Raw genomic sequence first — 25,196 nt, 5'->3', positions numbered from 1 at the left:
GATTCACGGCACATCTATCAAAGGATTTGTTTCTGAATCCCCAGGCGTCACCCGTAATACTTCGGCGATTGTGGTCAGCCCGGCCATTACCTTTTGTGTGCCGGCTGTCCGCAGGCTGCACATGCCTTGCTTGAGAGCGGCCCGGCGCAAGGCCTGCACGTCGGCGCCGGGGGTGATCAGTGCCTTGAGCGCGTCGTCCATGACCATGATTTCGTAGACCCCGGCCCGGCCTCGGTAACCGCTGTCACGACACTCCGCGCACCCGACAGCCTCATGGTCGGTACTTTCCCCGTTCACCGCGCGTTTGCAGTGGGGGCACAACAGCCGCACCAAGCGCTGCGCCATCACCCCTAGCAACGTGGCCTTGATCAAATAGTGAGCAACGCCCAGTTCCTGCAAGCGGCTGATGGCACTGGGCGCGTCGTTGGTGTGCAGGGTCGACAGCACCAGATGCCCGGTCAGTGCGGCCTGGATCGCCATTTCTGCGGTTTCCTGGTCGAGAATCTCACCGATCATGATGATGTCGGGGTCCTGGCGCAGCAGTGCGCGGATGCCACTGGCGAAGGTCAGGTCGATGTTGTGCTGGACCTGCATCTGGTTGAACGCCGGCTCGACCATCTCGATCGGGTCTTCCACCGTGCACAGGTTGACCTCGCGGGTCGCCAGTTGCTTGAGAGTGGCGTAGAGGGTGCTTGTCTTGCCTGAGCCTGTAGGGCCAGTGACCAGGATGATGCCGTTGGTCTGGCGGGTCATCGCTTGCCAGCGCTGTTGGTCCTCGGCAGACAAACCCAGTTGGTCGAAGTCCTTGAGCAGCACCTGTGGGTCGAAAATCCGCATCACCAGCTTCTCGCCAAACGCCGTCGGCAAGGTCGACAGACGCAATTCCACCTCCGCCCCCGCCGGGCTTTTGGTCTTGACCCGGCCGTCCTGGGGTTTGCGCTTTTCCGCTACATTCATCCGGCCCAGGCTTTTCAAGCGGCTGACCACCGCCATCGTCACCTGGGGCGGGAATTGATACACATCGTGCAGCAACCCATCGATGCGAAACCGCACTCGGCCCTGGTCACGACAAGGTTCGATGTGGATATCACTGGCACGCTGGGCGAAGGCGTACTGCAACAGCCAGTCGACGATATTGACGATATGGGCATCGTTGGCGTCGGGCTCCTGGTCGGTGGCGCCTAGGTTGAGCAGATCGAAATGACCCGGCGCTGGCACTTTTTGATCCGCGCTGCTGACTGACTTTGCCAGGCGGTAAAACTCACCGATGCAACGCTGGATGTCCTGGGGGTTGGCAACCACGCGCTTGATCGAGCGCTTGAGCACCTGCGCCAGCCCGGCTTCCCAGCCGGTGACATGGGGCTGGGCGCTGGCGATGGTGACGGTCTGTGCATCCACGGCCACCGCCAGGATGGCGTGGCGTTGGGCGAACGCGTGGGACATCAGCGGCACCACGGTCGCCACATCGATCTTCAGCGGGTCGATGCGCAGATAAGGCTGCCCTACATGTCGCGCCAGCCATTGCGTGAGGGTTTCCAAACAAGATCCGTGAGCCGCGATACACGCCAAGGGATGCTGGCTGTTGCTGGCGGGCAGCATCGACAAGCGTTGAGCCACCTCGGGTGTAACCAGCCCCTGGTCGACCAGGGCTGGCAACAACTGATGCAATTCCAAACGGTGATCAACGGGCATGAACATGTTCCTGGGGCTGGACGTCATCCCAGGCTAGTCAGCCCCTGAATATCCGCCTCCCAGCGTGTATTGCAGGCTTTTACTGAGCGGCTGCCATCACCGCGTGAGGCCGCACGGCATCGGCCCGCCACATCTCCAGGGTGCACACGCTGATCAGGTTTCGAATCTTTTCACCAATCACTTGGGCACGGTGCCAGCTCAGGCCATCCATTACGATGTCGATGCTCAGCAGGTCATCCTGGCGTTCCACATTGACCTGGCATGGCGTGAGGAACTGCAGCGCGAAATAGTTGAGCACCCGGCACAGCACGTCGGGTTCAGCTTCGGCCACGATCTGATAATGCGCCTGGCAATGAGCGCTATTGACGGCCCACGCATCGACGCGGGTGATGGGGGTTGTGGTTTCGACGGCGTGCATGAGAACTCTCCGGATTCGACTGGAGAAATTTTTACATTAGCCACGGGAGATTTCTTATCTAAAATGGGCTTGATTTGCGGGTTGGCGAATCGATCAATTCAAGATGGGTAGAAAAAAAGGTATTTATATGCACAGTGAGCTGGACGTCTACGACCGCCGCATCCTGGCCCTGCTGCAAGAGGACGCCTCGCTCTCCAGCGCGCAGATCGCCGAACAGGTCGGTCTTTCGCAGTCGCCCTGTTGGCGACGCATCCAGCGGCTCAAGGAAGAAGGGGTGATTCGCGGCCAGGTGACCCTGCTGGATCGCAAGAAGATCGGCCTCAACACGCAGATTTTTGCCGAGATCAAACTCAACGCCCACGGCCGTTCCAACTTCACCGAATTCACCGAGGCGATTCGCGGGTTTCCGCAAGTGCTGGAGTGTTATGTGCTGATGGGGGCGGTGGATTTTCTGCTGCGCATCGTCACGTCGGACATTGAGGCGTACGAGCGATTTTTCTTCGAGAAGTTGTCGATGGTGCCGGGGATTCAGGAGGTCAATTCGATTGTGGCCTTGTCAGAAATCAAGTCGACTACCAGCCTGCCAGTGTTGCGCTGACAGGGGCGGCCTCATCGCCGGCAAGCAGGCTCCTACAAGAGCGAGTTTGCCGGCGATGGCGATATCACAGGCGCAGCAGGGTCTTCCACGCACGGTTCTGATACACCGCAATCGCCTGATGCATACGCGCATCCAGCGACTCGTCGGTGATCGGCTGATTGGCCAACAGCACCAACTTGTTCAGCTCACCGTACAGACGATCCAGTTCCGGAATGTCCACCACCTGACGCGCGTGGTGTAGCCAGGCCTGGATGCGTTCGATACGCGGCAGTTGCTCGGCCAGATCTTCCGGTTGCTGCTGGTAGCGTGGCAGTTGCAGGGCGACGGCATCGTCGGCCAGCAGGCGGGGCAGCCAGTTGGTGATTTGCGCAGCACCCTGGCGGTTACCGCGTACATTGCGGTCGGCGGTCCAGGTGCGGGCCAGCAGCCAGCGGGAAGTGTTCAGTGAGAACAAGCCCCAGCGCACGTCGTCCAGTTCTTCGGCGAACTGCTCCGGCGCGGCTTTACGAATGTCTTCATCGTCATCACCTGCCTGGACCAGCGGGCGCCAGTCTTCCAGCAGGGCATCGAGTGCGCTGCGCAGGTCGCTGGTGGATTGACGCGGTGCTGCTTGCCCGAGGCTGCCGATCAGGGCGCGCAGTTCGCCGAGGTTGTCGACCCAGTCTTGCAACAGGCGCCAGTGGCCATTGAAACGGTATTGCTCGGCCAGGCGCTGGCTGCTGCCCAGCAGGTGCCACATGATCGCGGCGAAGGCATCGTCCAACGGCATTTCGGCGTGCAGCACCGGCGCCGGCAGGCTCAAGGAGTAGCTGTTGGCATCGTACAAGCGGTAGCCACGCTCAGCCTTGCTGATATCGCACGGCATCAACGCCAGGGTTGCGGCCAGCTCGGCGGCCAGTTCCAGCAGGGCAGCCGGTTCACCTTCACGCAGTTCCAGTTCGAGCTCGCAGATTTCTTCTTTCTGCTTGCCGACGACCACATGGCCCAGGTCCAGGGCAGCTTCGATCACTACCTTGGCCTTGCCACGGCCCCAGGCGATTTCGGCGCGTTCACGCACGAAGTCGGTGGTGAAAATCGGCTTGAGGGTCTTTTTGTCCAACTCGGCCAGTTGCTCGGGCCAGCATTCGCCGTCGAGTTTTTTCACGTCGAGCTTGGCTTTGGGCAGTTTCCAGTCGTATTCGTTACGTTCCGACAAGCCGGCGACGCTGTGGCCACGGGTCTTGAGGGTCTGGATCACTTCGTCACCGTCCTTGCGCAGGCGCAGGGCGACTTTGGCCTGGGCCAGGTCGCGCTCGGGGGTGTCGAAGTACTGGTTCATCAACTCACGGCGTTCCCAGCCACTTTTGTTGCGTTTTTTCAGTAACGGGTGCTCACGCAGCGCGGTGAGTGTTTCGCGGCTGACGCGGAGCTTGATTTCGGTTTCTTTCTGCATGGCCGGAAAATCCAGGATCGGGAGCGCAGCCGGGAAAAAGAGTGGCTGCCAAGGTCGTGCAGTGTACAGGACTGAGCCCGGCAACGTGCCGCAACGGTTTATTGTGTCGTGCAGATGCCTTTATAGTGGGACTCATCCGGGAAGTTGGGAGACCGCGAATGCCATTACCGTCCATGAAAGAGCAATTCGCCGCATTGGTTGCCGCGCCGTCGGTCAGTTGCACCCAAGCGTCTCTCGACCAGACCAACCGTCCGGTGATCGACCTGCTTGCCACCTGGCTGGGCGACTTGGGTTTCGCCATCGACATCCAGCAGGTCAGCCCTGGCAAATTCAACCTGCTCGCCAGTTTCGGCAGCGGCCCCGGTGGCCTGGTGTTGGCCGGCCATAGCGATACCGTTCCTTATGACGCCGCGCTGTGGAAGACCGATCCACTCAAGCTGACGGAAGTCGCCGGCCGCTGGGTAGGATTGGGCAGTTGCGATATGAAGGGCTTTTTCGCCTTGGCAATTGAAGCCGTGTTGCCGCTGCTGGATCAACCTTTCAAGCAGCCCCTGCTGATCCTTGCGACCTGCGATGAAGAAAGCTCCATGTCCGGCGCCCGCGCGTTGGCGGCGGCGGGCCGTCCACTGGGCCGTGCGGCGGTGATCGGCGAGCCTACGGGCCTCAAGCCTATCCGCCTGCACAAAGGCGTGATGATGGAACGCATCGACATCCTCGGCCGTAGCGGCCATTCGTCCGACCCGAGCCTGGGCCACAGCGCCCTTGAAGCCATGCACGACGCCATCGGCGAACTGCGCGGCCTGCGCCTGGCCTGGCAGCGTGAGTACCGCAACCCGCAATTCAGCGTGCCGCAGCCGACCATGAATTTCGGCTGCATCCACGGTGGCGACAATCCCAACCGTATCTGCGGCCAGTGCTCCCTTGAGTTCGACCTGCGGCCCTTGCCGGGCATGGACCCTGAGGTGCTGCGCGCCGCTATCCGGCAGAAGCTGGAACCCTTGGCCGAGCGCCATCAGGTGAAGATCGACTACGCACCGTTGTTCCCCGAAGTGCCGCCGTTCGAGCAGGCCGAAGACGCCGAGCTGGTTCGGGTGGCAGAACGATTGACCGGCCATCGTGCCGAAGCAGTAGCGTTCGGCACTGAAGCGCCTTATCTTCAGCGCCTGGGTTGTGAAACCCTGGTATTGGGCCCTGGCGATATTGCCTGCGCCCACCAGCCGGGCGAGTACCTCGAAATGTCACGCTTGACGCCTACAGTGCGTCTATTGCGGGAACTGATCGAACACTACTGCCTGAAACCTGCATAAATTACCCTTTGCCCATTCGTACATAAGGAGAGCGAGCGTGTCGCCAAGCCTGTTCCGACGATAACCATCAGCCCGCTGTGCGTTTTCACGACTTATCCCTTTTCGGCTGCTTTTTATTACAGGCCCAGGTTCCATGCACGAATACGTCAATTGGCTTCGTCACGCTTCGCCCTACATCAACGCCCACCGCGACTGCACCTTTGTGGTCATGTTGCCCGGCGACGGTGTGGACCACCCGAACTTCGGCAATATCGTCCACGACCTCGTGCTGCTCCACAGCTTGGGCGTGCGGCTGGTGCTGGTCCACGGTTCGCGCCCACAGATCGAAACGCGCCTTGAAGCGCGTGGCCTCACCCCCGCTTACCACGACGGCTTGCGCATCACGGATGCCGCGACGCTGGAGTGTGTGATCGACGCGGTCGGCCATCTGCGTATTGCTATCGAAGCCCGCCTGTCCATGGACATGGCCGCGTCGCCGATGCAGGGTTCGCGCCTGCGCGTGGCCAGCGGCAACCTGGTGACGGCGCGCCCGATCGGCGTGCTTGAAGGTGTGGACTACCACCACACCGGCGAAGTGCGCCGGGTCGACCGCAAAGGCATCAATCGCCTGCTGGACGAGCGTTCCATCGTGCTGCTGTCGCCCTTGGGTTATTCGCCCACCGGCGAGATCTTCAACTTGGCCTGCGAAGACGTCGCCACGCGTGCCGCCATCGACCTGGGCGCCGACAAGCTGCTGCTGTTTGGCGCCGACCTCGGCCTGATCGATGAAAACGGTCGTCTGGTGCGTGAACTGCGCCCGCAGCAAGTGCCGGCTCACCTGCAGCGCCTGGGCAGCAACTACCAGGCCGAATTGCTCGATGCCGCCGCCGAAGCCTGCCGTGGCGGGGTAGGGCGCAGCCATATCGTCAGCTACGCCGAAGACGGCGCCTTGCTCACCGAACTGTTTACCCGGGACGGCGGCGGTACGCTGGTGGCCCAAGAGCAATTCGAACTGGTGCGCGAAGCGGCGATTGAAGACGTCGGTGGCTTGCTGGATTTGATCAGCCCGCTGGAAGAGCAGGGCATTCTGGTGCGTCGTTCGCGGGAAGTGCTGGAGCGCGAGATCGAGCAGTTCAGCGTGGTCGAGCGCGAAGGCATGATCATCGCCTGTGCGGCGCTGTATCAGATCGCGGATTCGGATGCGGGTGAGCTGGCGTGCCTGGCGGTGAACCCGGAGTACCGTCACGGCGCACGGGGTGATGTGTTGCTGGAGCGCATTGAGAGCCGTGCGCGGGAGCAGGGGTTGAAGACCTTGTTCGTCCTTACCACGCGTACTGCCCACTGGTTCCGTGAGCGCGGTTTTGTGCCGAGCAGCGTGGACCGTCTGCCCTCGGCGCGCGCGTCGCTGTACAACTACCAGCGCAATTCGAAGATTTTCGAAAAGGCTCTCTAAACCCCGTAAACCGTCTGTATCTGTAGGCGCGAGCTTGCTCGCTCCTACAGTTATCGGGCGAATGTGTCGGTGACGAAGGCCGAATAATCCGGCAGCACCGCCTCAACCTTCCCCTGCTCCTTCAAGAATTTCGCCGTCTCCCCAATCGCCTTCGCCGTGCCGCCTTTAAGCCGCGCGTCGGTTTACTGCGCCTGGGCGTCCGGGAATGTGGTGCCGGCCAACAGCTCAGGAATATCGGCAGCATTTGAGCCTGTCAATTTCGCGATTTTCTGCGCCGGTTCTGAATCCACCGTCCAGCTGTCTTTATGGGCGGCATAGTCGGCAAAGGCGTCCAGCGTGACCTTGGAAAACCTGGCCACTACGTCAGGATGTTTCTCCGCGAAATCCTTGCGTGCCACCCACACCTCAAACGTCGGCGCGCCCCACTGACCCACCTGCGCCGCATCTGTCAGGGTTTTCCGGTTCTGCGGATTTCGCCGAGCGTCGGCGACCACACAAAGGCACCGTCGATATCGCCACGTTTCCACGCGGCGGCAATTTCGGCCGGTTGCAGGTTCACCACTTTGACTCGCTTGGTGTCCAGCCCCCAATGCTTCAACGCGCCGAGCAGGCTGTAATGAGAGGTTGAGACGAACAGCGTCGCGATGGTTTTGCCGATCAGGTCCTGGGGTGCGTCAATGTGGCTGCCATTACGGACCACTAACGCTTCAGAACTCTTGATTTGAGCCGATACGATAAAGGCCACAAAGGGTAGATTACGTGAGGCGGCCGCTGCCAGAGGGCAGGAACCGAGGTTGCCGATTTGCACATCGCCGGATGCGATGGCCGTGACCACTTCCGGCCCGCTGTTGAATCGGCGTCAGGCAATCTTTTCGCCGATGGCTTTTTCATACAGCCCGTCGGCCTGTGGGGCTTTGCTGGGATCGATGCCCGTTTGGTCGCCGATGGTCAAATTGGCGGCTTTGACACCGAAAGAAAGAATTAGTGACACAAAAACTGTAACAAATTGACGGGAGGATGTGCGTTTGGCCATGATGGCGTCGCCTTTTTGATCGTGGGTGACGTATGTAACCGTACGGCCACACTAAGCGATCTAAAAAAACGCGAAAAAATACCCTTTAGGAATTAGCTTATGGAACGGTTCGTCTACCCTGACCTGTCCCGCCCATGGAAAGGCTTATTCCCAAATCGTATGAAAAAGAATGAAACAATTCTTTTTGGGTGTATGAAAAACTCATTACCCTGCAGGGACCAAATCAACTGCGGTTAGACGAAGGTAGTAGACACACAAGGTTACGATTGACTTGTCAGTCACTATGCGGTGCTAATCGCGCATCTGTGGATCGAGGGCGTCAGACCCGAGACCAAAGAAATACAAAAATTAGAAATGAGAGGAGCGGTACATGAAGAAGTCAGCATTGGCATTGGCTGTAGCTTTGGGGGCGATCGTCCAACAAGCAGGCGCTGCCGGTTTTATCGAAGACAGCAAGGCCACACTGGGTCTGCGTAACTTTTACATCAACACTGATAACCGTGATGGTCACCCAAACGCTACGTCCAACACGCGTAGCAAAAACGCTGAGTGGGGCCAAGGTTTTGACCTGCGTTTCATCTCGGGTTACACCCAAGGTACCGTTCAGTTCGGTGTTGATGCGATCGGCCTGTACGGCGTGCGTCTGGATTCGAGCCGCGCTGATCATGGTAACTACACCGGCACCGCTTCCGGCGGCACCGTGTTCCCAAGCGACGGCAACAAGGCTGTCAACGATTACGCCAGCCTGGGCGTGACCGGCAAGGTCAAGATCTCCCAAACCGAACTGAAGTTGGGCACTCTGCAACCTAAGCTGCCGGTTATTGTGACCAACGATGGTCGTCTGCTGCCACAAACCTTCCAAGGTGGCCAGATCACCACCAATGACATCAAGGATTTGACCCTGGTTGCTGGTCAGATTGAACATGCCAAAGGCCGTAACTCCAGTAACAACGAAGGCTTGTCTCTGGGTGGTGCCAACGGTAGTTCTAACTACAACGCTGGCAAATTCGTTAACAAGTTCTACTACGCCGGTGGTGACTACAAACTCACCAAAGACCTGACCGCCCAGTACTACTACGGCAACCTGGAAGATTTCTACAAGCAGCACTTCCTCGGTCTGACCCACAACTGGTCGATCGGCCCGGGCGTATTGAAGTCTGACCTGCGTTACTTCAACAGCTCCGATGATGGTCTGAACGGCAATACCTCCAGTTACTACACCAACGGTAACTACAACGGCTTCAACGCCGGCAAGGGTAAAGTCGACAACAACCTGTACAGCGGCCTGTTCCTGTACACGGTTGCCGGGCACACCTTCGGTGGCGGTTACCAGGCCAGCAATGGCAGCAGCGACTTCCCTTGGTTGAACCAGGGTGACGGTTCGTCGGCCTACCTCACAACCGACATGCAAATCCAGAAGTTCGCCCGCGCTGGCGAGCGTACTTGGCAAGCACGTTACGCTTACGATTTCGCCAAAGTTGGTCTGCCAGGCCTGACGGCTGGTGTTGTATACCTCAAAGGTAGCAGCATCGACACCATCGCCAACAATGCTGGGCGTGCTGAAACCACCGGTCAATCCGAGTGGGAACGCGACATCACTGTTGCGTACGTGATTCCAGAAGGCCCACTGAAAAACCTCGGTGTTGCCTGGAAAAACGCAATGTGGCGTACCGACCTGGCGAACACCCGTTCCCAGGACGAAAACCGCCTGATCGTCAGCTACTCGCTGCCACTGTTCTAGTAGCGTGATGCTGTTGTAAGACTGTAAAACCTTGCCCGGCGCAACCCCGGGCAAGGTGTCTTGCTTTTCAAGTCGGGCTCAACCCCCGCAAGCCCTTCCTGAACCCCTCTTTGTACAGCGTCTCAAGGCCTTCTCGAACCTTGAAATGGATGTTGACCCTCGCCCTTTCCCGCGTCCAGTGAACAGTTTTTTAATATTCCTTTATCGTCTAGATAAATCGATATTTATTCTTTTTAAATAATCCGCAATCCATGCACAGTGGGCTCCATAAGCACTCACCAGGAGCCACATCATGAGCCTAAGACTGGGCGACATCGCCCCCGACTTCGAACAGGATTCCAGCGCCGGCAAGATTCGTTTCCACGAATGGCTGGGCGACAACTGGGGTGTGTTGTTTTCCCACCCGGCGGACTTTACCCCGGTGTGCACCACCGAGCTGGGTTTCACCGCCAAGCTCAAGGACGAATTCGCCAAGCGCGGCGTCAAGGCCATCGCCCTGTCGGTGGACCCGGTGGACTCGCACCACAAGTGGATCGAAGACATCAACGAAACCCAGAACACCGTCGTCAACTTCCCGATCCTGACGGACGCCGACCGCAAGGTCTCGGACCTCTACGACCTGATCCACCCGAACGCCAGTGACACCCTCACCGTGCGCTCCTTGTTCGTGATCGACCCGAACAAGAAGGTGCGGCTGACCATCACGTACCCGGCCAGCACCGGCCGCAACTTCCACGAAATCCTGCGGGTGATCGACTCGCTGCAGCTGACCGACAACTACAAAGTCGCCACGCCGGCCAACTGGCAGGACGGTGATGAGGTGGTGATCGTGCCGTCGCTCAAGGATGAGGAAGAGATCAAGAAGCGCTTTCCAAAGGGGTATCGGGCGGTGAAGCCGTATCTGCGGCTGACTCCGCAACCCAACCGTTAACGCAAAACCCGTGTGGGAGGGGCAAGCCCCCTCCCACATTTTGACCGTATTTCAAGGCTCACAATGCAGGGGTTTTCAGGCCGTTTCGACGGCCTTTTTTTTCGCCTGGCGATTGATAAGCGCCATATGCATTTTAAGAATAAACAAATGAAAAAATAAGATTTATAGATATATAAATCTGCTGATAAGGTCTGTTCCATCTTGGCGCTATCGCCACACAGCGAACCGCCGACACTTGCTTAAGGAATTCCCTACATGCTGGTCGTAACACTTGGAGGCAGTCCCAGCCAGCGTTCCCGCTCCGGGGTCTTGCTGGAAAAAACTCGTCAGTGGTTGCAAGAAAAAGGCGTGGAGGTAGTGAGTTACCAGATACGGGACTTCCCGGCCGAAGACTTGCTGCACGCACGCTTCGACAGCCCCAAGGTCATCGACCTGCTGCAGCAAGTCGCCAATGCCGACGGCCTGGTGATCGCCACGCCGGTGTACAAGGCCTCGTTCTCGGGCGCATTGAAAACCGTGCTCGACCTGCTGCCCGAACGCGCCCTGGCCCACAAGATAGTGTTGCCAATGGCCACCGGCGGCAGCATCGCCCACATGCTGGCGGTGGACTACGCCTTGAAGCCGGTGCTGTCCGCGTTGAAAGCCCAGGAATTGCTTCACGGCATTTTTGCCGAAGACAGCCAGATCGCTTATGGCGAAGGCAGTGCCCAGGCACAACTGGTGCCTGTGCTCGAACACCGTTTGCACGAGGCCCTGGAAACTTTCTATAGCGCCATGGCCCGTAGTCCGAAACCGCTGGACCCCCATGTGTTGAATGAACGTTTGTTGAGTGCTCGCTGGAGCATTTAAGCCTTACTGCAATTTGTACTACTCACCTTACTCAGCCGCTAACGGCCAAGCAGGTGCAGCCAACCCCCTCATCGCATTTTTGGAGAGAGCGCCATGCGCACTGTCATCTTGCGTCGTGGTCTGGTCGCACTGTTTGCTGCGGCTGTGTCCTTCGGCGCCATTGTTCAAGCTCAAGCCGCCGAGACCCTGCGGATCGGTTATCAAAAGTACGGCACGCTGGTGCTGCTCAAGGCCAAGGGCACGCTGGAAAAACGCTTGGCGTCGCAAGGCGTGCAGGTGCAATGGACTGAGTTTCCCGGCGGCCCGCAATTGCTTGAAGGCCTGAACGTCGGCTCCATCGACTTCGGCGTCACCGGCGAAACCCCGCCGGTATTCGCCCAGGCCGCCGGTGCCGACCTGCTCTATGTGGCCTACGAGCCGCCCGCGCCGACCAGTGAAGCGATCCTGGTGCCGAAAGATTCGACGATCAAATCGGTAGCCGAGCTCAAGGGCAGGAAAGTCGTGCTCAACAAAGGCTCCAACGTGCACTACCTGCTGGTACGTGCCCTGGAAGACGCTGGCCTGAAATACACCGACGTACAAACTGTGTTCCTGCCGCCCGCCGATGCGCGTGCCGCGTTCGAGCGTGGCAGCGTGGACGCCTGGGTGATCTGGGACCCGTACCAGGCCGCCGCCGAGAAACAACTGCAAGCCCGCACTCTGCGTGACGGCACCGGCATTGCCGACAACCATCAGTTTTATCTGGCCACCAAGCCTTACGCCGAACAGCATCCGGACGTGATCAAGGCGCTGGTGGAAGAAGTGCGCGCCGTGGGCGAATGGTCCAAGGCCAACCCGCAGGAAGTCACCGAGCAAGTCGCACCGCTGCTCGGCCTGCCGGCTGACATCACCCTCACCTCGGTGAAACGCCAGGGCTACGGCGCACTGTTCCTGACCCCGGCAGTGGTCGCCGCCCAGCAAAAAATCGCCGACAGCTTCTACCAACTCAAATTGATCCCGAAACCCTTGAGCATCAAGGACGTGATCTGGACGCCACCCGCCGCCGTGGCCAAAGCGCCGTAATCCGATTTCTTCAGGAGACAACTCCATGAGCCTCAATATTTTCTGGTTCCTGCCTACCCACGGCGACGGCCATTACCTTGGCACCGCCGAAGGCGCTCGCGCCGTTGACCACGGTTATCTGCAGCAAGTGGCCCAGGCGGCTGACCGCCTTGGTTTCGGCGGGGTGTTGATCCCCACCGGCCGCTCCTGCGAAGACTCGTGGCTGGTGGCTGCTTCGCTGATTCCGGTGACCCAGCGGCTGAAATTCCTCGTCGCGCTGCGCCCCGGGATCATTTCCCCGACGGTGGCCGCGCGTCAGGCCGCGACCCTGGATCGTCTGTCCGGTGGCCGCGCGTTGTTCAACCTGGTGACCGGCGGTGACCCGGAAGAGCTCGCTGGCGACGGCCTGTTCCTCACTCACGAAGAGCGCTACCAGGCCTCGGTGGAGTTCACCCGCATCTGGCGCCGTGTGCTGGAAGGCGAGACCGTGGATTACGACGGCGAGCACATCAGCGTCAAAGGCGCCAAATTGCTCTACCCGCCGATCCAGCAACCGCGTCCGCCGCTGTACTTCGGCGGTTCCTCCGAAGCAGCCCAGGACCTGGCAGCCGAACAGGTGGAAATGGTGCTGACCTGGGGCGAGCCTCCGGCCGCTGTGGCGCAAAAGATCGAGCAGGTACGGGCCAAGGCCGCGAAACTCGGGCGCACCGTGCGCTTCGGCATTCGCCTGCATGTGATCGTGCGCGAAACCAACGATGAAGCCTGGAAGGCCGCCGATAAACTGATCTCCCACCTGGACGACCACACCATCGCCCGTGCGCAGGCTTCCCTGGCGCGCTTCGATTCCGTCGGCCAGCAACGCATGGCCGCCTTGCATGGCGGCAATCGTGACAACCTGGAAGTCAGCCCCAACCTGTGGGCCGGCGTCGGCCTGGTGCGTGGCGGTGCTGGCACCGCGCTGGTGGGCGATGGCCCAACGGTTGCGGCGCGGGTCAACGAGTATGCGGCACTGGGCATCGACACCTTTATCTTCTCCGGTTATCCACACCTGGAAGAGTCGTATCGGGTCGCCGAGTTGTTGTTTCCCCACCTGGATATCGAACGTCCCGAGCTGCCGAAAAGCGCCGGCTACGTCAGCCCGTTCGGCGAAATGGTCGCCAACGACATCCTTCCCAAAGCTGCGTCACAGAGCTGAGGCGCCGTCATGAATTTTGAAAAACTGAGCCATCGCGTGGCGCCCTGGGTGCTGCCGATTTTATTGCTGGCGGTGTGGCAGTTGTCGGTGTCGGCGGGCTGGTTGTCGACACGCATTTTGCCGGCGCCGAGTGCCGTGATTGAAGCCGGGGTCAACCTGGTGCGCAGCGGCGAAATCTGGACCCACCTGGCCATCAGCGGCTGGCGTGCGGGCCTGGGCTTTGTGATCGGCGGCAGTATCGGCCTGGCCCTGGGGTTTATCACCGGCCTGTCGAAGTGGGGCGAACGCCTGCTCGACAGTTCGGTGCAGATGATTCGCAATGTGCCGCACCTGGCGCTGATTCCGTTGGTGATCCTGTGGTTCGGCATCGACGAGACCGCGAAGATTTTCCTGGTCGCCCTCGGCACGCTGTTCCCGATCTACCTGAACACTTATCACGGCATCCGCAACGTCGACCCGGCGCTGGTAGAAATGTCGCGCAGTTATGGCCTGTCCGGCTTCAGCCTGTTCCGCCAAGTGATCCTGCCGGGCGCGCTGCCTTCAATCCTGGTGGGCGTGCGCTTTGCCCTGGGCTTTATGTGGCTGACGCTGATCGTGGCGGAAACCATCTCGGCCAGCTCCGGCATCGGCTACCTGGCGATGAACGCCCGTGAATTCCTGCAAACCGATGTGGTGGTACTGGCCATCGTGATGTACGCCATCCTCGGCAAACTGGCCGACCTGGCGGCGCGCGGCCTGGAGCGGGTGTGGCTGCGTTGGCACCCGGCGTATCAAGTGAATAAAGGAGGTGCGGCATGACAGCTCAACAACCGCCACGCCTGCTCAAGGGCATCCCGCTGGCCGTGCGCAAGTTGCGCAAGTCCTTCGGTGCACGGGAAGTGCTCAAAGAGATTGACCTTCATATCCCTGCCGGCCAGTTCGTGGCCGTGGTCGGCCGCAGTGGTTGCGGCAAAAGTACGCTGCTGCGCCTGTTGGCCGGCCTGGACAAAGCCAGCGGCGGCGAGCTGCTGGCCGGTTCCGCGCCGCTGAGCGAAGCGATTGAAGACACGCGATTGATGTTCCAGGAAGCGCGCTTGCTGCCATGGAAAAAGATCATCGACAACGTCGGCCTGGGTCTCAAAGGCAATTGGCGTCCCAAAGCGCTGGAAGCCCTGGAAGCGGTAGGCCTGGCCGAGCGTGCCAATGAGTGGCCAGCAGCTTTGTCCGGTGGCCAGAAGCAACGTGTGGCCCTGGCCCGTGCGCTGATCCATCAACCGCGCCTGTTGCTGCTGGACGAACCGCTGGGTGCGCTGGATGCGCTGACTCGCATCGAGATGCAGCAATTGATCGAGAATCTCTGGCAGAAGCACGGCTTCACCGTGTTGCTGGTGACCCACGACGTCAGCGAAGCCGTGGCCATTGCCGACCGGGTGATCCTGATCGAAGACGGCGAAATCGGTCTCGACCTGATCGTCGATCTGCCGCGCCCACGCGCCCGTGGCTCGCATCGCCTGGCTGCGTTGGAGGCCGAAGTGCTTAACCGTGTGCTGTCGCTGCCCGGCACGCCGCCGGAACCCGAACCTGTTTCACCGCTGCCTACGCAATTGCGTTGGGCGCAATAACTCACTTGTCCGATGAAGGAAGAACACTATGACTATTAAAGCTATCAACGTGCGTAACCAGTTCAAAGGCACCATCAAGGAAATCGTCGAAGGCGACGTGCTGTCGGAAATCGACGTGCAGACCGCGTCCGGCATCGTCACTTCCGTGATCACCACCCGCTCGGTCAAAGAGCTGGAGCTGGTGATTGGCAGTGAAGTGATTGCGTTCGTGAAATCCACCGAGGTGTCGATCGCCAAGTTGTGATCATTTGAGACCGCTATCGGGAGCAAGCCCCCTCCCACATTCGACCGAGTTTCAACCTTGGAATGCAGTCAAATGTGGGAGGGGGCTTGCTCCCGATGAGGCCGGCCCAGCCAGCATAAGACTCAACGCTTAGGCAAATACGCCGGCAGATAAAGCCCCACATACGCATCAAACACCCGCATCCCTTCCTCCGCCATGCGCGGCGTAATCAGCCCGTGCTGATGCACCGAGCGCGCATACACGCGGTCGCTCAGCTCCAGCGCCAAGGCGAACACATCCACATCCGTAGGCAAAGTCGGCACTTCGAAATGGCGGTTGAACACGGCCAGCATCAGGTCGCCTAATTCCAGATCATGCTGGCGGTCGGCCTGGGTCACTTCGGTGAGGCCGTGCTGGGCCAGGATCAACTGGCGGGCGGCGGCGTCGTTGCTGTAGACGGTGAGCATGCGCTGTTCAACCACGTAGGACAGGTCGCGCCAGTGCTTGAGTGAATCATGGTCGATGGGCGCCTGAATGGCCGCCCGGAATGCCGCGTGGACGTCTGCGGTCAACGCCTCCAGCAACGCCGGCACGCTGGCGAAGAAGTGATACACCGACGATGGCGGAATTTGTGCGCGCTCGGCCACGCTGTAGATCGACAAACTGGCCACGCCTTCGGCGGCCAGCAACGTGCGGGCGGCGTCGAGGATCGCGTCGATCCGGGCCTGGCTGCGGGCGCGGGGTTTGCGAGGGGCGGCGGGGCGATTCATTGAAGTCTCCTACAGGGCAGCGGGCATTGTACGCAGAGCCACTGGATGATCCATACCTTGTGGCGAGGGAGCTTGCTCCCGCTGGGCTGCGCAGCAGACACAAAACCGGCACCCCGGTTCTGCCTGAAAGAGCTCGGTGTTCTTATGGGGGCGGCTTCGCAGCCCAGCGGGAGCAAGCTCCCTCGCCACAAGAGGCATAAAAAAACGCCGCAGGCCAAAAGCCTGCGGCGTTCCTTTAATCAAGCAACCGCTTACACGGTATGCAGATACCAGTTGTATTCAAGGTCGGAGATGGAGTGTTCAAACTCTTCCAGCTCACTTTCCTTACAGGCGACGAAGATATCGATGTATTTAGGATCGATGTACTTGGCCATCACCTCGCTGTCATCCAACTCGCGCAATGCATCGCGCAGGTTGTTTGGCAGGCTTTGTTCGTTCTGCTCGTAGCTGTTGCCTTCCACCGGTGCGCCAGGTTCGATCTTGTTGGTCAGACCGTGATGCACGCCTGCCAGGACCGAAGCCATCAGCAGGTAAGGGTTGGCGTCGGCGCCGGCCACTCGGTGTTCGATACGGACCGCATCGGACGAGCCGGTCGGTACGCGAATCGCCACGGTGCGGTTGTCCAGGCCCCAGCACGGCGAGTTCGGCACGTAGAACTGTGCGCCGAAACGACGGTAGGAGTTGACGTTAGGGCACAGGAACGCCATTTGGGCGGGTAGGGTCTCGAGCACACCGCCGATCGCGTGACGCAATGCGGCGTTCTGCTCGGGATCCTCGCTGGCAAAGATGTTCTTGCCGTCCTTGTCCAGGATCGAAATGTGTACGTGCAAACCGTTGCCTGCCTGGCCTGGGTAAGGCTTGGCCATGAAGGTGGTGTCCATCTCATGGTCGTAGGCGATGTTCTTGATCAGGCGCTTGAGCAATACGGCGTAGTCGCATGCCTTGATCGGGTCGGCCACGTGGTGCAGGTTCACTTCGAACTGCGCCGGGGCACTTTCCTTGACGATGGCGTCGGCCGGGATGCCTTGCTCTTTGGCACCTTCCAGAATGTCCTGGAGGCAATCGACGTATTCGTCGAGGTCGTCGATCAGGTAGACCTGTGTCGAGTGCGGGCGTTTGCCGGAGATCGGCGAGCGGGGCGGTTGTGGGCGGCCGTTCACGTTCTCCTGGTCGATCAGGTAGAACTCAAGCTCGAAGGCGGCGCAGATGGTCAGACCGAGGTCGTCAAATTTGCTTACGACTTGGCGGAGCACTTCGCGAGGATCGGCGAAGAAAGGTTCACCTTCAAGTTCGTGCATGGTCATCAGCAGTTGCGCGGTAGGGCGCTTTTGCCAGGGTTCATTGCACAGGGTGTCAGGGATCGGATAACAGATTCGGTCAGCATCACCGATGTCCAGACCCAGGCCAGTGCTTTCCACCGTCGAGCCGTTGATATCCAGGGCAAATAAAGAGGCAGGCAGGTTAATGCCCTTCTCGTAAACCTTGTGGAGGCTGGTGCGTTCGATGCGCTTACCGCGCACCACACCATTCATATCCGCAATTAGAAGGTCTACGTACAGAACCTCAGGATGATCCTTAAGGAACGCGTTCGCTTCGTTAAGCTGAACGGCACGCGGGGGTACCGACATGATGCAACACCTTTGTTGTTAAAAATATCAATCATTGATCTTTCTGGTTTCAGTCAACCCGAACGGCATGCCGAAGTCAAGCGAGGCCTTTTTTGCCCTAAAAAAGCGCCGTGAAGGCTTTTTTGGGGCTTTTTGGGGCGATTTTTCAGGTTTGATCGGCTTGGGACTAGCAGGCTTGAGCGGGCCGTGTTGTATTTTTTACGGGAGTGTTGTGTAAAAAAATGAACAAGGCTAAGCTCGATTCAAACCCATAACAGCAATAATACCGGGGTGCTTCATGTCTCGCCTGCCGCTACTCGGCGTCTCGACCTGCTTCAGACAGGTCTTGTCATCAGTCAATCCCTCCCGCGTGAATACCCGCGACCCGGCCAATATTCTTGACGGCTTGTACGACCTCTTCTTTACCCCCTCGCTTGCCTCGTGTCTGCCCCTGGACAGCTCTAGCCCAAGGTGCCGCTCATGATTCTGCACGGGTTTTGCTTGAGGAATGCAACGCTGCAGCAAATGGCAGGTAAGCTCCTACCCTGAACCACAAAACGACGCGGATGCTGCGTCAAACAACGCCTGGCCTTTAATGGATGTCAGGAAACCCAGCCCAGAGGCATTTATGAGTAACAACCTCGACCAGCTCACCGATTGGTTGAAAGACCACAAGATCACAGAAGTCGAATGCATGATTGGCGACCTGACCGGTATCACCCGGGGCAAGATCTCGCCGACCAACAAGTTCATCGCCGAAAAAGGCATGCGCCTGCCCGAGAGCGTTCTGTTGCAGACCGTGACCGGCGACTATGTCGAAGACGACATCTATTACGAATTGCTCGACCCGGCCGACATCGACATGATCTGCCGCCCCGACCAGAACGCGGTCTTCCTGGTGCCTTGGGCCATCGAGCCCACCGCTCAGGTGATCCACGACACCTACGACAAGCAAGGCAACCCGATCGAGCTGTCGCCGCGTAACGTGCTCAAGAAAGTCCTCAAGCTCTACGCCGACCAAGGCTGGCAGCCCATCGTGGCGCCGGAGATGGAGTTCTACCTGACCAAACGCTGCGAAGACCCGGACTTTCCGCTGCAACCGCCGATCGGCCGTTCCGGACGACCGGAGACCGGTCGCCAGTCCTTCTCTATAGAAGCGGCCAACGAATTCGACCCGTTGTTCGAAGACGTCTACGACTGGTGCGAACTGCAGGAACTGGACCTCGACACGCTGATCCACGAAGACGGCACGGCGCAGATGGAAATCAACTTCCGTCACGGCGACGCCTTGTCCCTGGCCGACCAGATCCTGGTGTTCAAGCGCACCATGCGTGAGGCCGCGCTCAAGCACAACGTGGCCGCCACCTTCATGGCCAAGCCGATGACCGGCGAGCCCGGCAGCGCGATGCACCTGCACCAGAGCATCATTGACATCGCCACCGGCAAGAACGTCTTCTCCAATGAAGACGGGAGCATGAGCCAGCTGTTCCTTAACCATATTGGTGGCCTGCAGAAATTCATCCCCGAATTGCTGCCGCTGTTTGCCCCCAACGTGAATTCGTTCCGCCGCTTCCTGCCCGACACTTCGGCGCCGGTGAACGTGGAGTGGGGCGAAGAAAACCGCACTGTCGGCCTGCGTGTACCGGATGCCGGCCCGCAGAACCGTCGCGTGGAAAACCGCCTGCCGGGCGCCGACGCCAACCCGTACCTGGCGATTGCCGCCAGCCTGTTGTGCGGCTACATCGGCATGGTCGAAGGCCATAACCCGAGCGCCCCGGTGGTGGGTCGTGGTTACGAGCGCCGCAACCTGCGCCTGCCGTTGACCATCGAAGATGCCCTGGAACGCATGGAAAACAGCAAGACCATCGAGAAATACCTGGGTCAGAAATTCATCACAGGCTACGTCGCGGTCAAGCGGGCCGAGCATGAAAACTTCAAGCGCGTGATCAGTTCGTGGGAGCGGGAATTCCTGCTCTTCGCCGTCTGATGCGCCGGGCGCGCTGTGGGAACAGCGCGCCCTTCACTGAAAAGTCTAGGAGATTGGTATGTCCAGCAACAACCCGCAAACCCGTGAATGGCAAGCCTTGAGCAGCGATCATCACCTGGCACCGTTCAGCGATTTCAAGCAATTGAAAGAGAAGGGCCCACGGATCATCACTAAAGCCCACGGCGTTTACCTGTGGGACAGCGAAGGCAACAAGATCCTCGACGGCATGGCCGGCCTGTGGTGCGTGGCGATCGGTTACGGTCGCGATGAACTGGCTGACGCGGCCGCCAAGCAGATGAAAGAACTGCCGTACTACAACCTGTTCTTCCAGACCGCTCACCCGCCGGTGCTGGAACTGGCCAAGGCTATTTCCGACATCGCACCCACCGGCATGAACCACGTGTTCTTCACCGGTTCCGGCTCCGAAGGCAACGACACCATGTTGCGCATGGTCCGCCACTACTGGGCGATCAAGGGCCAGCCAAACAAGAAAACCATCATCAGCCGCAAGAATGGCTACCACGGCTCCACCGTGGCCGGCGCTAGCCTTGGCGGCATGACCTATATGCATGAACAGGGCGACTTGCCGATCCCGGGTATCGTCCACATCGCGCAGCCGTACTGGTTCGGCGAAGGCGGCGAGATGAGCCCGGAAGAGTTCGGCGTGTGGGCCGCGAACCAGCTGGAAGAGAAGATTCTGGAACTGGGCGTGGACACCGTCGGCGCCTTTATTGCCGAGCCGATCCAGGGCGCTGGTGGCGTGATCGTACCGCCTGACAGCTACTGGCCGCGCATCAAGGAAATTCTCGCCAAATACGACATTCTGTTCGTCGCCGATGAAGTGATCTGCGGTTTCGGCCGCACCGGTGAGTGGTTCGGTAGCGATTTCTATGACCTCAAGCCACACATGATGACCATCGCCAAGGGCCTGACCTCGGGTTACATCCCCATGGGTGGCCTGATTGTGCGCGACGACGTGGTGGCCGTATTGAACGAAGGCGGCGATTTCAACCACGGCTTCACCTACTCCGGTCACCCGGTGGCTGCTGCGGTGGCGCTGGAAAACATCCGCATCATGCGCGATGAACAAATTGTTAAGCGCGTACATGATGAAACGGCACCCTATTTGCAGAAACGTCTGAGGGAGCTGGCTGATCACCCTCTGGTGGGTGAAGTGCGCGGTGTCGGCATGCTCGGTGCGATTGAGCTGGTTCAGGACAAGGCGACGCGCAAGCGTTACGAAGGCCGCGGCGTTGGCATGATTTGCCGAACCTTCTGCTTCGAGAATGGCCTGATCATGCGCGCCGTGGGCGACACCATGATCATTTCGCCGCCGCTGGTGATCAGCAAGGCTGAAATTGACGAGTTGGTGACCAAGGCTCGTCACTGCCTGGACCTGACTTTGGCGGCATTGCAGGGCTAAGTGCTAGGCTCAGTGCGCAGTGGCTTCGGGCACTGCGTCTGAACGGTTACAAATGTAGGGGCTTTGGTTGAAAGCCGGCCCTCTAACTTGCCAGACTGTCGCCCTGTTTTGTTGCCCTTTGTGGGCCGCGAAACATAACAAAGCTTGTGGCCCAAAAAAGAAAAATTGGAGCATTACCAAAATGAAGGCATTAGGTTTGAAGAACGCTGGCAAGACTCTCCTCGCCTTGTCCCTGATGGGCGCAATGGCGGGCGCGGCCCAGGCAGACGATAAAGTGCTGCACGTGTACAACTGGTCCGACTACATTGCACCGGACACCATCGCCAACTTTGAAAAAGAGTCGGGCATTAAAGTGGTGTACGACGTTTTCGACAGCAACGAGACCCTCGAGGCCAAGTTGCTGGCAGGCAAGTCGGGTTATGACATCGTCGTACCGTCGAACAACTTCCTCGCCAAGCAGATCAAGGCCGGTGTCTACCAGGAGCTGGACAAGTCCAAGCTGTCCAACTACGACAACCTGAACAAATCCCTGCTTAAAGCCGTGTCGGTCAGCGACCCGGACAACAAACACGCCTTCCCGTACATGTGGGGCTCGATCGGTATTGGCTACAACCCGGAGAAGGTCAAGGCCGCACTGGGCGTCGACAAGATCGAGTCGTGGGACATCCTGTTCAAGCCTGAGAACATCGCCAAGCTGAAAAGCTGTGGCGTGAGCTTCCTCGATTCGCCAACTGAAATGTTGCCGATCGCCCTGCATTACCTCGGTCTGCCGACCGACAGCCAGAAGAAAGACGACCTGAAACAAGCCGAAGCGCTGTTTCTCAAGATCCGTCCTTCGATCGGCTACTTCCACTCGTCCAAGTACATCTCCGACCTCGCCAACGGCAACATCTGCGTGGCCGTGGGTTACTCGGGTGATATCCAGCAGGCCAAGTCCCGTGCGGCTGAAGCCGGTGGCAAAGTCAAAGTGGCCTACGACATTCCGAAAGAAGGCGCTGGCAGCTTCTATGACATGGTCGCCATCCCTAAAGATGCCGAAAACGTCGAAGCGGCCTATAAGTTCATGAACTACCTGCTCGAGCCGAAAGTGATGGCCGCCATCACCAACAGCGTGCGTTTCCCGAACGGTAACGAGAAGGCCACTGCCTACGTAGAGAAAGACATCACCAGCGACCCGGGCATCTACCCGTCCGCTGATGTGCAAGCCAAGCTCTACGCCATCGCGGACTTGCCGGCTGCAACCCAGCGTGAAATGACGCGCAGCTGGACCAAGATCAAGTCGGGCAAGTAAGCAGCGAAGGTTGCCGTTTCGTTAACTGCCGTGATGCGCACGGTGGTTAACGAAATAATTAAATGACAGAACGTTTTGCCGGATCGGTTTATCGAGGGTAAGTTGCGCGCCGGTTTTGTTGCCGGGTAACAACTTCAGGCCCAACTATTTAAGAGGACCTCCACTTGCCAATTTCTTTATTTCGCAAGGCCATGCTGGTGGGTGCAGGTATCACGCTGGCTGTCAGCGTGCAGGCCGCATCGACGGTGCATATTTATAATTGGTCGGACTACATCGGCCCCGACACCCTGGCCAACTTCGAAAAGGCCAGCGGCATCAAGCCTGTGTATGACGTGTTTGATTCCAACGAAACCCTGGAAGGCAAGTTGCTGGCCGGGCGTACCGGTTACGACGTGGTCGTGCCGTCCAACCACTTCCTCGGTAAGCAAATCAAGGCCGGGGCGTTCCAGAAGATCGACAAGTCATTGCTGACGAACTACGCCAACCTCGACCCGGCGTTGCTCAAGCGCCTGGAAAAAAACGACCCGGGCAACCAGTACGCTGTGCCGTATCTGTGGGGCACCAACGGCATCGGTTACAACGTCGATAAAGTGAAGGAAGTGCTGGGCATCGACAAGATCGATTCCTGGGCGGTGCTGTTCGAGCCGGAGAACATGAAGAAGCTGGCCACCTGCGGCGTGTCCTTCATGGACTCGGCGGATGAAATGCTGCCGGCGGTGCTCAACTACATGGGCCTGGACCCCAACAGCCAGAACCCTGAAGACTACAAGAAGGCCGAAGCGAAGCTGCTGAAAGTGCGGCCCTACGTGACCTATTTCCATTCGTCGAAATACATCTCCGACCTGGCCAACGGCAACATCTGCGTGGCGGCAGGTTTCTCCGGTGATGTGTTCCAGGCCAAGGCTCGCGCAAGCGAGGCGGGCAAAGGCGTGAACATCGCCTACGCGATTCCCAAAGAAGGCGGCAACCTGTGGTTTGACGTGCTGGCGGTCCCGGCGGACGCGACCAACGTCAAAGAGGCCCACGCCTTCATCAACTATTTACTGCAACCTGAGGTGATCGCTCAGGTCAGTGATTACGTCGGTTATGCCAACCCTAACCCGGGGGCGGACACACTGATGGAGCAATCGATACGCACCGACGAAGCGGTTTACCCACCGCAGGCGGTTCTCGACAGGACATTCGTCAACTTCGAGCTACCCCCGAAAGTGCAACGTTTGATGACCCGTAGCTGGACCAAGGTCAAGACGGGCAAGTAAGGCTTAAAGCTCAAACTATCCAAAGTTCGCCCGCATCGGGCGAACTGCACTCTTTTTTGTTGGGAGTTTCGTAAATGGCAGTTGCCTCCGGCGCCTATAAGAAAGCCCTCGAGGGCGACCAGACACCGAAAAAGGTGCTGGTCAAAATCGACCGGGTCACGAAGAAGTTCGACGAGACGATTGCCGTGGACGATGTGTCCCTGGAAATCAAGAAAGGCGAGATCTTCGCCTTGCTCGGCGGTTCGGGTTCGGGCAAGTCCACCTTGCTGCGTATGCTCGCAGGCTTCGAGCGCCCAACCGAAGGTCGTATCTACCTGGACGGTGTGGACATCACCGACATGCCGCCCTACGAGCGGCCGATCAACATGATGTTCCAGTCCTACGCCTTGTTCCCGCACATGACCGTGGCGCAGAACATCGCCTTCGGCCTGCAACAGGACAAGATCCCCAAGGCGGAAATCGACGCCCGCGTGGCCGAGATGCTCAAGCTGGTGCGCATGAGCGAATACGCCAAGCGCAAACCGCACCAGTTGTCCGGCGGCCAGCGTCAGCGTGTGGCCCTGGCCCGTTCCCTGGCCAAGCGTCCGAAACTGCTGCTGCTCGATGAGCCGATGGGCGCCCTCGACAAAAAGCTGCGTTCGCAAATGCAGCTTGAACTGGTGGAGATCATCGAGCGCGTCGGCGTGACCTGCGTGATGGTGACTCACGACCAGGAAGAGGCCATGACCATGGCCGAGCGCATCGCGATCATGCACCTGGGCTGGATCGCCCAGATCGGCAGCCCGGTGGACATCTACGAGACGCCTACCAGCCGCCTGGTGTGTGAGTTCATCGGCAACGTCAACATCTTCGACACTCAGGTAGTGGACGACGCCGAGGGCCACGCGGTGCTCAAGTGCCCAGACCTGGACCGCGATATCTACGTGGGCTACGGCATCGCCACCTCGGTGGAAGACAAGTCGGTGACCTACGCCATCCGCCCGGAAAAACTGTTGGTCACCACCGAAATGCCGACCTGCGAGCACAACTGGTCCAGCGGCAAGGTGCACGACATCGCCTACCTCGGCGGGCACTCGGTGTTCTACGTGGAACTGCCGAGCGGCAAGCTGGTGCAGTCCTTCGTCGCCAACGCCGAGCGCCGTGGCCAGCGGCCAACCTGGGGTGACCAGGTTTACGTGTGGTGGGAAGACGACAGCGGCGTGGTACTTCGCTCATGAACATGAAGAAGTTCAAGCGGCGCCTGCACCGCATCATTCCCAATGGCAAGCAGGTGGTCATTGGGATTCCATTCCTGTGGCTGTTCATGTTTTTCGCACTGCCGTTTTTCATCGTCCTGAAAATCAGCTTTGCCGAAGCCGACGTAGCG

Annotated in this window: 21 protein-coding genes and 2 pseudogenes; 17 read left to right on the top strand and 6 right to left on the bottom strand. The window is 59.2% G+C overall.

The features are described from left to right. Nucleotides 1-3 precede the first annotated feature (3 nt). Nucleotides 4-1,692, bottom strand: a complete 1,689-nt coding sequence (locus ACR52_RS21625) for a GspE/PulE family protein (RefSeq protein WP_048729271.1) — start codon at nucleotides 1,690-1,692, stop codon at nucleotides 4-6. A gap of 79 nt (nucleotides 1,693-1,771) precedes the next feature. Beyond that, complete coding sequence (locus ACR52_RS21620; RefSeq protein WP_048729269.1) at nucleotides 1,772-2,110, bottom strand: hypothetical protein; 339 nt, start codon at nucleotides 2,108-2,110, stop codon at nucleotides 1,772-1,774. Between the two features lie 127 nt (nucleotides 2,111-2,237). On the opposite strand from ACR52_RS21620, the gene ACR52_RS21615 reads away from it, so the two are divergent. Then, the gene (locus tag ACR52_RS21615; RefSeq protein ID WP_048729266.1) at nucleotides 2,238-2,708 is read left to right on the top strand and encodes an Lrp/AsnC family transcriptional regulator; all 471 of its coding nucleotides are present in this window, start codon (nucleotides 2,238-2,240) and stop codon (nucleotides 2,706-2,708) included. A gap of 64 nt (nucleotides 2,709-2,772) precedes the next feature. Here the strand turns inward: ACR52_RS21615 and ACR52_RS21610 are convergent, their stop codons facing one another. Beyond that, the gene (locus ACR52_RS21610; RefSeq protein WP_048729263.1) at nucleotides 2,773-4,140 is read right to left on the bottom strand and encodes a CYTH domain-containing protein; all 1,368 of its coding nucleotides are present in this window, start codon (nucleotides 4,138-4,140) and stop codon (nucleotides 2,773-2,775) included. Between the two features lie 158 nt (nucleotides 4,141-4,298). Here ACR52_RS21610 and argE point away from each other — a divergent pair, with 158 nt between their 5' ends. Next, a complete protein-coding gene (argE, locus tag ACR52_RS21605) occupies nucleotides 4,299-5,447 on the top strand; it encodes an acetylornithine deacetylase (RefSeq protein ID WP_048729261.1) in 1,149 nt (382 codons plus the stop codon). Between the two features lie 133 nt (nucleotides 5,448-5,580). Continuing rightward, entirely contained in the window at nucleotides 5,581-6,879 is a 1,299-nt protein-coding gene (gene argA, locus ACR52_RS21600) for an amino-acid N-acetyltransferase (protein WP_048729259.1), read from the top strand. A 50-nt stretch (nucleotides 6,880-6,929) separates the two neighbouring features. Here argA and tauA read toward each other — a convergent pair. Then, nucleotides 6,930-7,912 (bottom strand): annotated as a pseudogene (gene tauA, locus ACR52_RS21595) (taurine ABC transporter substrate-binding protein). A 370-nt stretch (nucleotides 7,913-8,282) separates the two neighbouring features. On the opposite strand from tauA, the gene ACR52_RS21590 reads away from it, so the two are divergent. The 8 genes from ACR52_RS21590 (at nucleotide 8,283) to ACR52_RS21555 (ending at nucleotide 15,514) form a co-directional block, all read left to right on the top strand. Further along, nucleotides 8,283-9,653 (top strand): OprD family porin, encoded by a 1,371-nt coding sequence (locus ACR52_RS21590; protein ID WP_048729256.1) that lies wholly within the window; start codon nucleotides 8,283-8,285, stop codon nucleotides 9,651-9,653. 292 nt (nucleotides 9,654-9,945) lie between these two features. Beyond that, nucleotides 9,946-10,584: a peroxiredoxin gene (locus tag ACR52_RS21585; RefSeq protein WP_048729255.1), complete on the top strand. Its 639-nt coding sequence runs from the start codon at nucleotides 9,946-9,948 to the stop codon at nucleotides 10,582-10,584. A 255-nt stretch (nucleotides 10,585-10,839) separates the two neighbouring features. Then, the gene (gene ssuE, locus ACR52_RS21580) at nucleotides 10,840-11,433 is read left to right on the top strand and encodes an NADPH-dependent FMN reductase (RefSeq protein WP_048729253.1); all 594 of its coding nucleotides are present in this window, start codon (nucleotides 10,840-10,842) and stop codon (nucleotides 11,431-11,433) included. Between the two features lie 93 nt (nucleotides 11,434-11,526). Then, a complete protein-coding gene (locus ACR52_RS21575) occupies nucleotides 11,527-12,495 on the top strand; it encodes a sulfonate ABC transporter substrate-binding protein (protein ID WP_048729251.1) in 969 nt (322 codons plus the stop codon). Nucleotides 12,496-12,520: 25 nt separating this feature from the next. After that, nucleotides 12,521-13,669: an FMNH2-dependent alkanesulfonate monooxygenase gene (gene ssuD, locus ACR52_RS21570; protein ID WP_048729249.1), complete on the top strand. Its 1,149-nt coding sequence runs from the start codon at nucleotides 12,521-12,523 to the stop codon at nucleotides 13,667-13,669. A 9-nt stretch (nucleotides 13,670-13,678) separates the two neighbouring features. Further along, complete coding sequence (ssuC, locus tag ACR52_RS21565) at nucleotides 13,679-14,467, top strand: aliphatic sulfonate ABC transporter permease SsuC (RefSeq protein ID WP_048729247.1); 789 nt, start codon at nucleotides 13,679-13,681, stop codon at nucleotides 14,465-14,467. Beyond that, entirely contained in the window at nucleotides 14,464-15,270 is an 807-nt protein-coding gene (ssuB, locus tag ACR52_RS21560) for an aliphatic sulfonates ABC transporter ATP-binding protein (RefSeq protein ID WP_048729246.1), read from the top strand. Before ssuC ends, ssuB begins: the two co-directional genes overlap by 4 nt. Nucleotides 15,271-15,298: 28 nt before the next feature. Then, entirely contained in the window at nucleotides 15,299-15,514 is a 216-nt protein-coding gene (locus ACR52_RS21555; protein ID WP_003213899.1) for a TOBE domain-containing protein, read from the top strand. A 122-nt stretch (nucleotides 15,515-15,636) separates the two neighbouring features. On the opposite strand, the gene ACR52_RS21550 is transcribed toward ACR52_RS21555, so the two are convergent. Together ACR52_RS21550 and ACR52_RS21545 are read right to left on the bottom strand one after the other, a co-directional pair. Then, on the bottom strand, nucleotides 15,637-16,263 hold the full coding sequence (locus tag ACR52_RS21550) for a TetR/AcrR family transcriptional regulator (protein WP_048729243.1): 627 nt from the start codon (nucleotides 16,261-16,263) through the stop codon (nucleotides 15,637-15,639). Nucleotides 16,264-16,514: 251 nt separating this feature from the next. Beyond that, nucleotides 16,515-17,891: a glutamine synthetase family protein gene (locus tag ACR52_RS21545; protein WP_003213894.1), complete on the bottom strand. Its 1,377-nt coding sequence runs from the start codon at nucleotides 17,889-17,891 to the stop codon at nucleotides 16,515-16,517. Between the two features lie 607 nt (nucleotides 17,892-18,498). Here ACR52_RS21545 and ACR52_RS21540 point away from each other — a divergent pair. From ACR52_RS21540 to ACR52_RS29660, 6 genes and pseudogenes are all read left to right on the top strand, one after another. After that, entirely contained in the window at nucleotides 18,499-19,857 is a 1,359-nt protein-coding gene (locus ACR52_RS21540) for a glutamine synthetase family protein (protein WP_048729241.1), read from the top strand. Between the two features lie 58 nt (nucleotides 19,858-19,915). Beyond that, entirely contained in the window at nucleotides 19,916-21,280 is a 1,365-nt protein-coding gene (locus tag ACR52_RS21535) for an aspartate aminotransferase family protein (RefSeq protein ID WP_048729240.1), read from the top strand. Between the two features lie 196 nt (nucleotides 21,281-21,476). After that, on the top strand, nucleotides 21,477-22,571 hold the full coding sequence (locus ACR52_RS21530) for a polyamine ABC transporter substrate-binding protein (RefSeq protein WP_048729401.1): 1,095 nt from the start codon (nucleotides 21,477-21,479) through the stop codon (nucleotides 22,569-22,571). Between the two features lie 164 nt (nucleotides 22,572-22,735). Next, on the top strand, nucleotides 22,736-23,830 hold the full coding sequence (locus tag ACR52_RS21525) for a polyamine ABC transporter substrate-binding protein (protein WP_048729237.1): 1,095 nt from the start codon (nucleotides 22,736-22,738) through the stop codon (nucleotides 23,828-23,830). Between the two features lie 74 nt (nucleotides 23,831-23,904). Beyond that, nucleotides 23,905-25,047 carry an ABC transporter ATP-binding protein gene (locus ACR52_RS21520; RefSeq protein ID WP_048729236.1) on the top strand — a complete coding sequence of 381 codons (1,143 nt, stop codon included), beginning with the start codon at nucleotides 23,905-23,907 and terminating at the stop codon, nucleotides 25,045-25,047. Continuing rightward, a pseudogene (locus ACR52_RS29660) lies at nucleotides 25,044-25,196 on the top strand (putrescine ABC transporter permease PotH); the annotation flags it as partial. The gene ACR52_RS21520 and the pseudogene ACR52_RS29660, both read left to right, overlap by 4 nt.

Origin of the sequence: Pseudomonas fildesensis (assembly GCF_001050345.1) — a bacterium.
Classification (GTDB): Bacteria; Pseudomonadota; Gammaproteobacteria; order Pseudomonadales; family Pseudomonadaceae; genus Aquipseudomonas; species Aquipseudomonas fildesensis.
The sequence above is the reverse complement of the archived record's forward strand: the minus strand, read 5'-3'. Positions and strand labels throughout refer to the sequence as shown.

What these genes read in the sequence shown, in the direction of transcription:
- ACR52_RS21625 (WP_048729271.1), bottom strand. Translation starts at nt 1,692, where the DNA reads ATGCCCGTTGATCACCGTTTGGAATTGCATCAGTTGTTGCCAGCCCTG.
- ACR52_RS21620 (WP_048729269.1), bottom strand. Translation starts at nt 2,110, where the DNA reads ATGCACGCCGTCGAAACCACAACCCCCATCACCCGCGTCGATGCGTGG.
- ACR52_RS21615 (WP_048729266.1), top strand. Translation starts at nt 2,238, where the DNA reads ATGCACAGTGAGCTGGACGTCTACGACCGCCGCATCCTGGCCCTGCTG.
- ACR52_RS21610 (WP_048729263.1), bottom strand. Translation starts at nt 4,140, where the DNA reads ATGCAGAAAGAAACCGAAATCAAGCTCCGCGTCAGCCGCGAAACACTC.
- argE (WP_048729261.1), top strand. Translation starts at nt 4,299, where the DNA reads ATGCCATTACCGTCCATGAAAGAGCAATTCGCCGCATTGGTTGCCGCG.
- argA (WP_048729259.1), top strand. Translation starts at nt 5,581, where the DNA reads ATGCACGAATACGTCAATTGGCTTCGTCACGCTTCGCCCTACATCAAC.
- ACR52_RS21590 (WP_048729256.1), top strand. Translation starts at nt 8,283, where the DNA reads ATGAAGAAGTCAGCATTGGCATTGGCTGTAGCTTTGGGGGCGATCGTC.
- ACR52_RS21585 (WP_048729255.1), top strand. Translation starts at nt 9,946, where the DNA reads ATGAGCCTAAGACTGGGCGACATCGCCCCCGACTTCGAACAGGATTCC.
- ssuE (WP_048729253.1), top strand. Translation starts at nt 10,840, where the DNA reads ATGCTGGTCGTAACACTTGGAGGCAGTCCCAGCCAGCGTTCCCGCTCC.
- ACR52_RS21575 (WP_048729251.1), top strand. Translation starts at nt 11,527, where the DNA reads ATGCGCACTGTCATCTTGCGTCGTGGTCTGGTCGCACTGTTTGCTGCG.
- ssuD (WP_048729249.1), top strand. Translation starts at nt 12,521, where the DNA reads ATGAGCCTCAATATTTTCTGGTTCCTGCCTACCCACGGCGACGGCCAT.
- ssuC (WP_048729247.1), top strand. Translation starts at nt 13,679, where the DNA reads ATGAATTTTGAAAAACTGAGCCATCGCGTGGCGCCCTGGGTGCTGCCG.
- ssuB (WP_048729246.1), top strand. Translation starts at nt 14,464, where the DNA reads ATGACAGCTCAACAACCGCCACGCCTGCTCAAGGGCATCCCGCTGGCC.
- ACR52_RS21555 (WP_003213899.1), top strand. Translation starts at nt 15,299, where the DNA reads ATGACTATTAAAGCTATCAACGTGCGTAACCAGTTCAAAGGCACCATC.
- ACR52_RS21550 (WP_048729243.1), bottom strand. Translation starts at nt 16,263, where the DNA reads ATGAATCGCCCCGCCGCCCCTCGCAAACCCCGCGCCCGCAGCCAGGCC.
- ACR52_RS21545 (WP_003213894.1), bottom strand. Translation starts at nt 17,891, where the DNA reads ATGTCGGTACCCCCGCGTGCCGTTCAGCTTAACGAAGCGAACGCGTTC.
- ACR52_RS21540 (WP_048729241.1), top strand. Translation starts at nt 18,499, where the DNA reads ATGAGTAACAACCTCGACCAGCTCACCGATTGGTTGAAAGACCACAAG.
- ACR52_RS21535 (WP_048729240.1), top strand. Translation starts at nt 19,916, where the DNA reads ATGTCCAGCAACAACCCGCAAACCCGTGAATGGCAAGCCTTGAGCAGC.
- ACR52_RS21520 (WP_048729236.1), top strand. Translation starts at nt 23,905, where the DNA reads ATGGCAGTTGCCTCCGGCGCCTATAAGAAAGCCCTCGAGGGCGACCAG.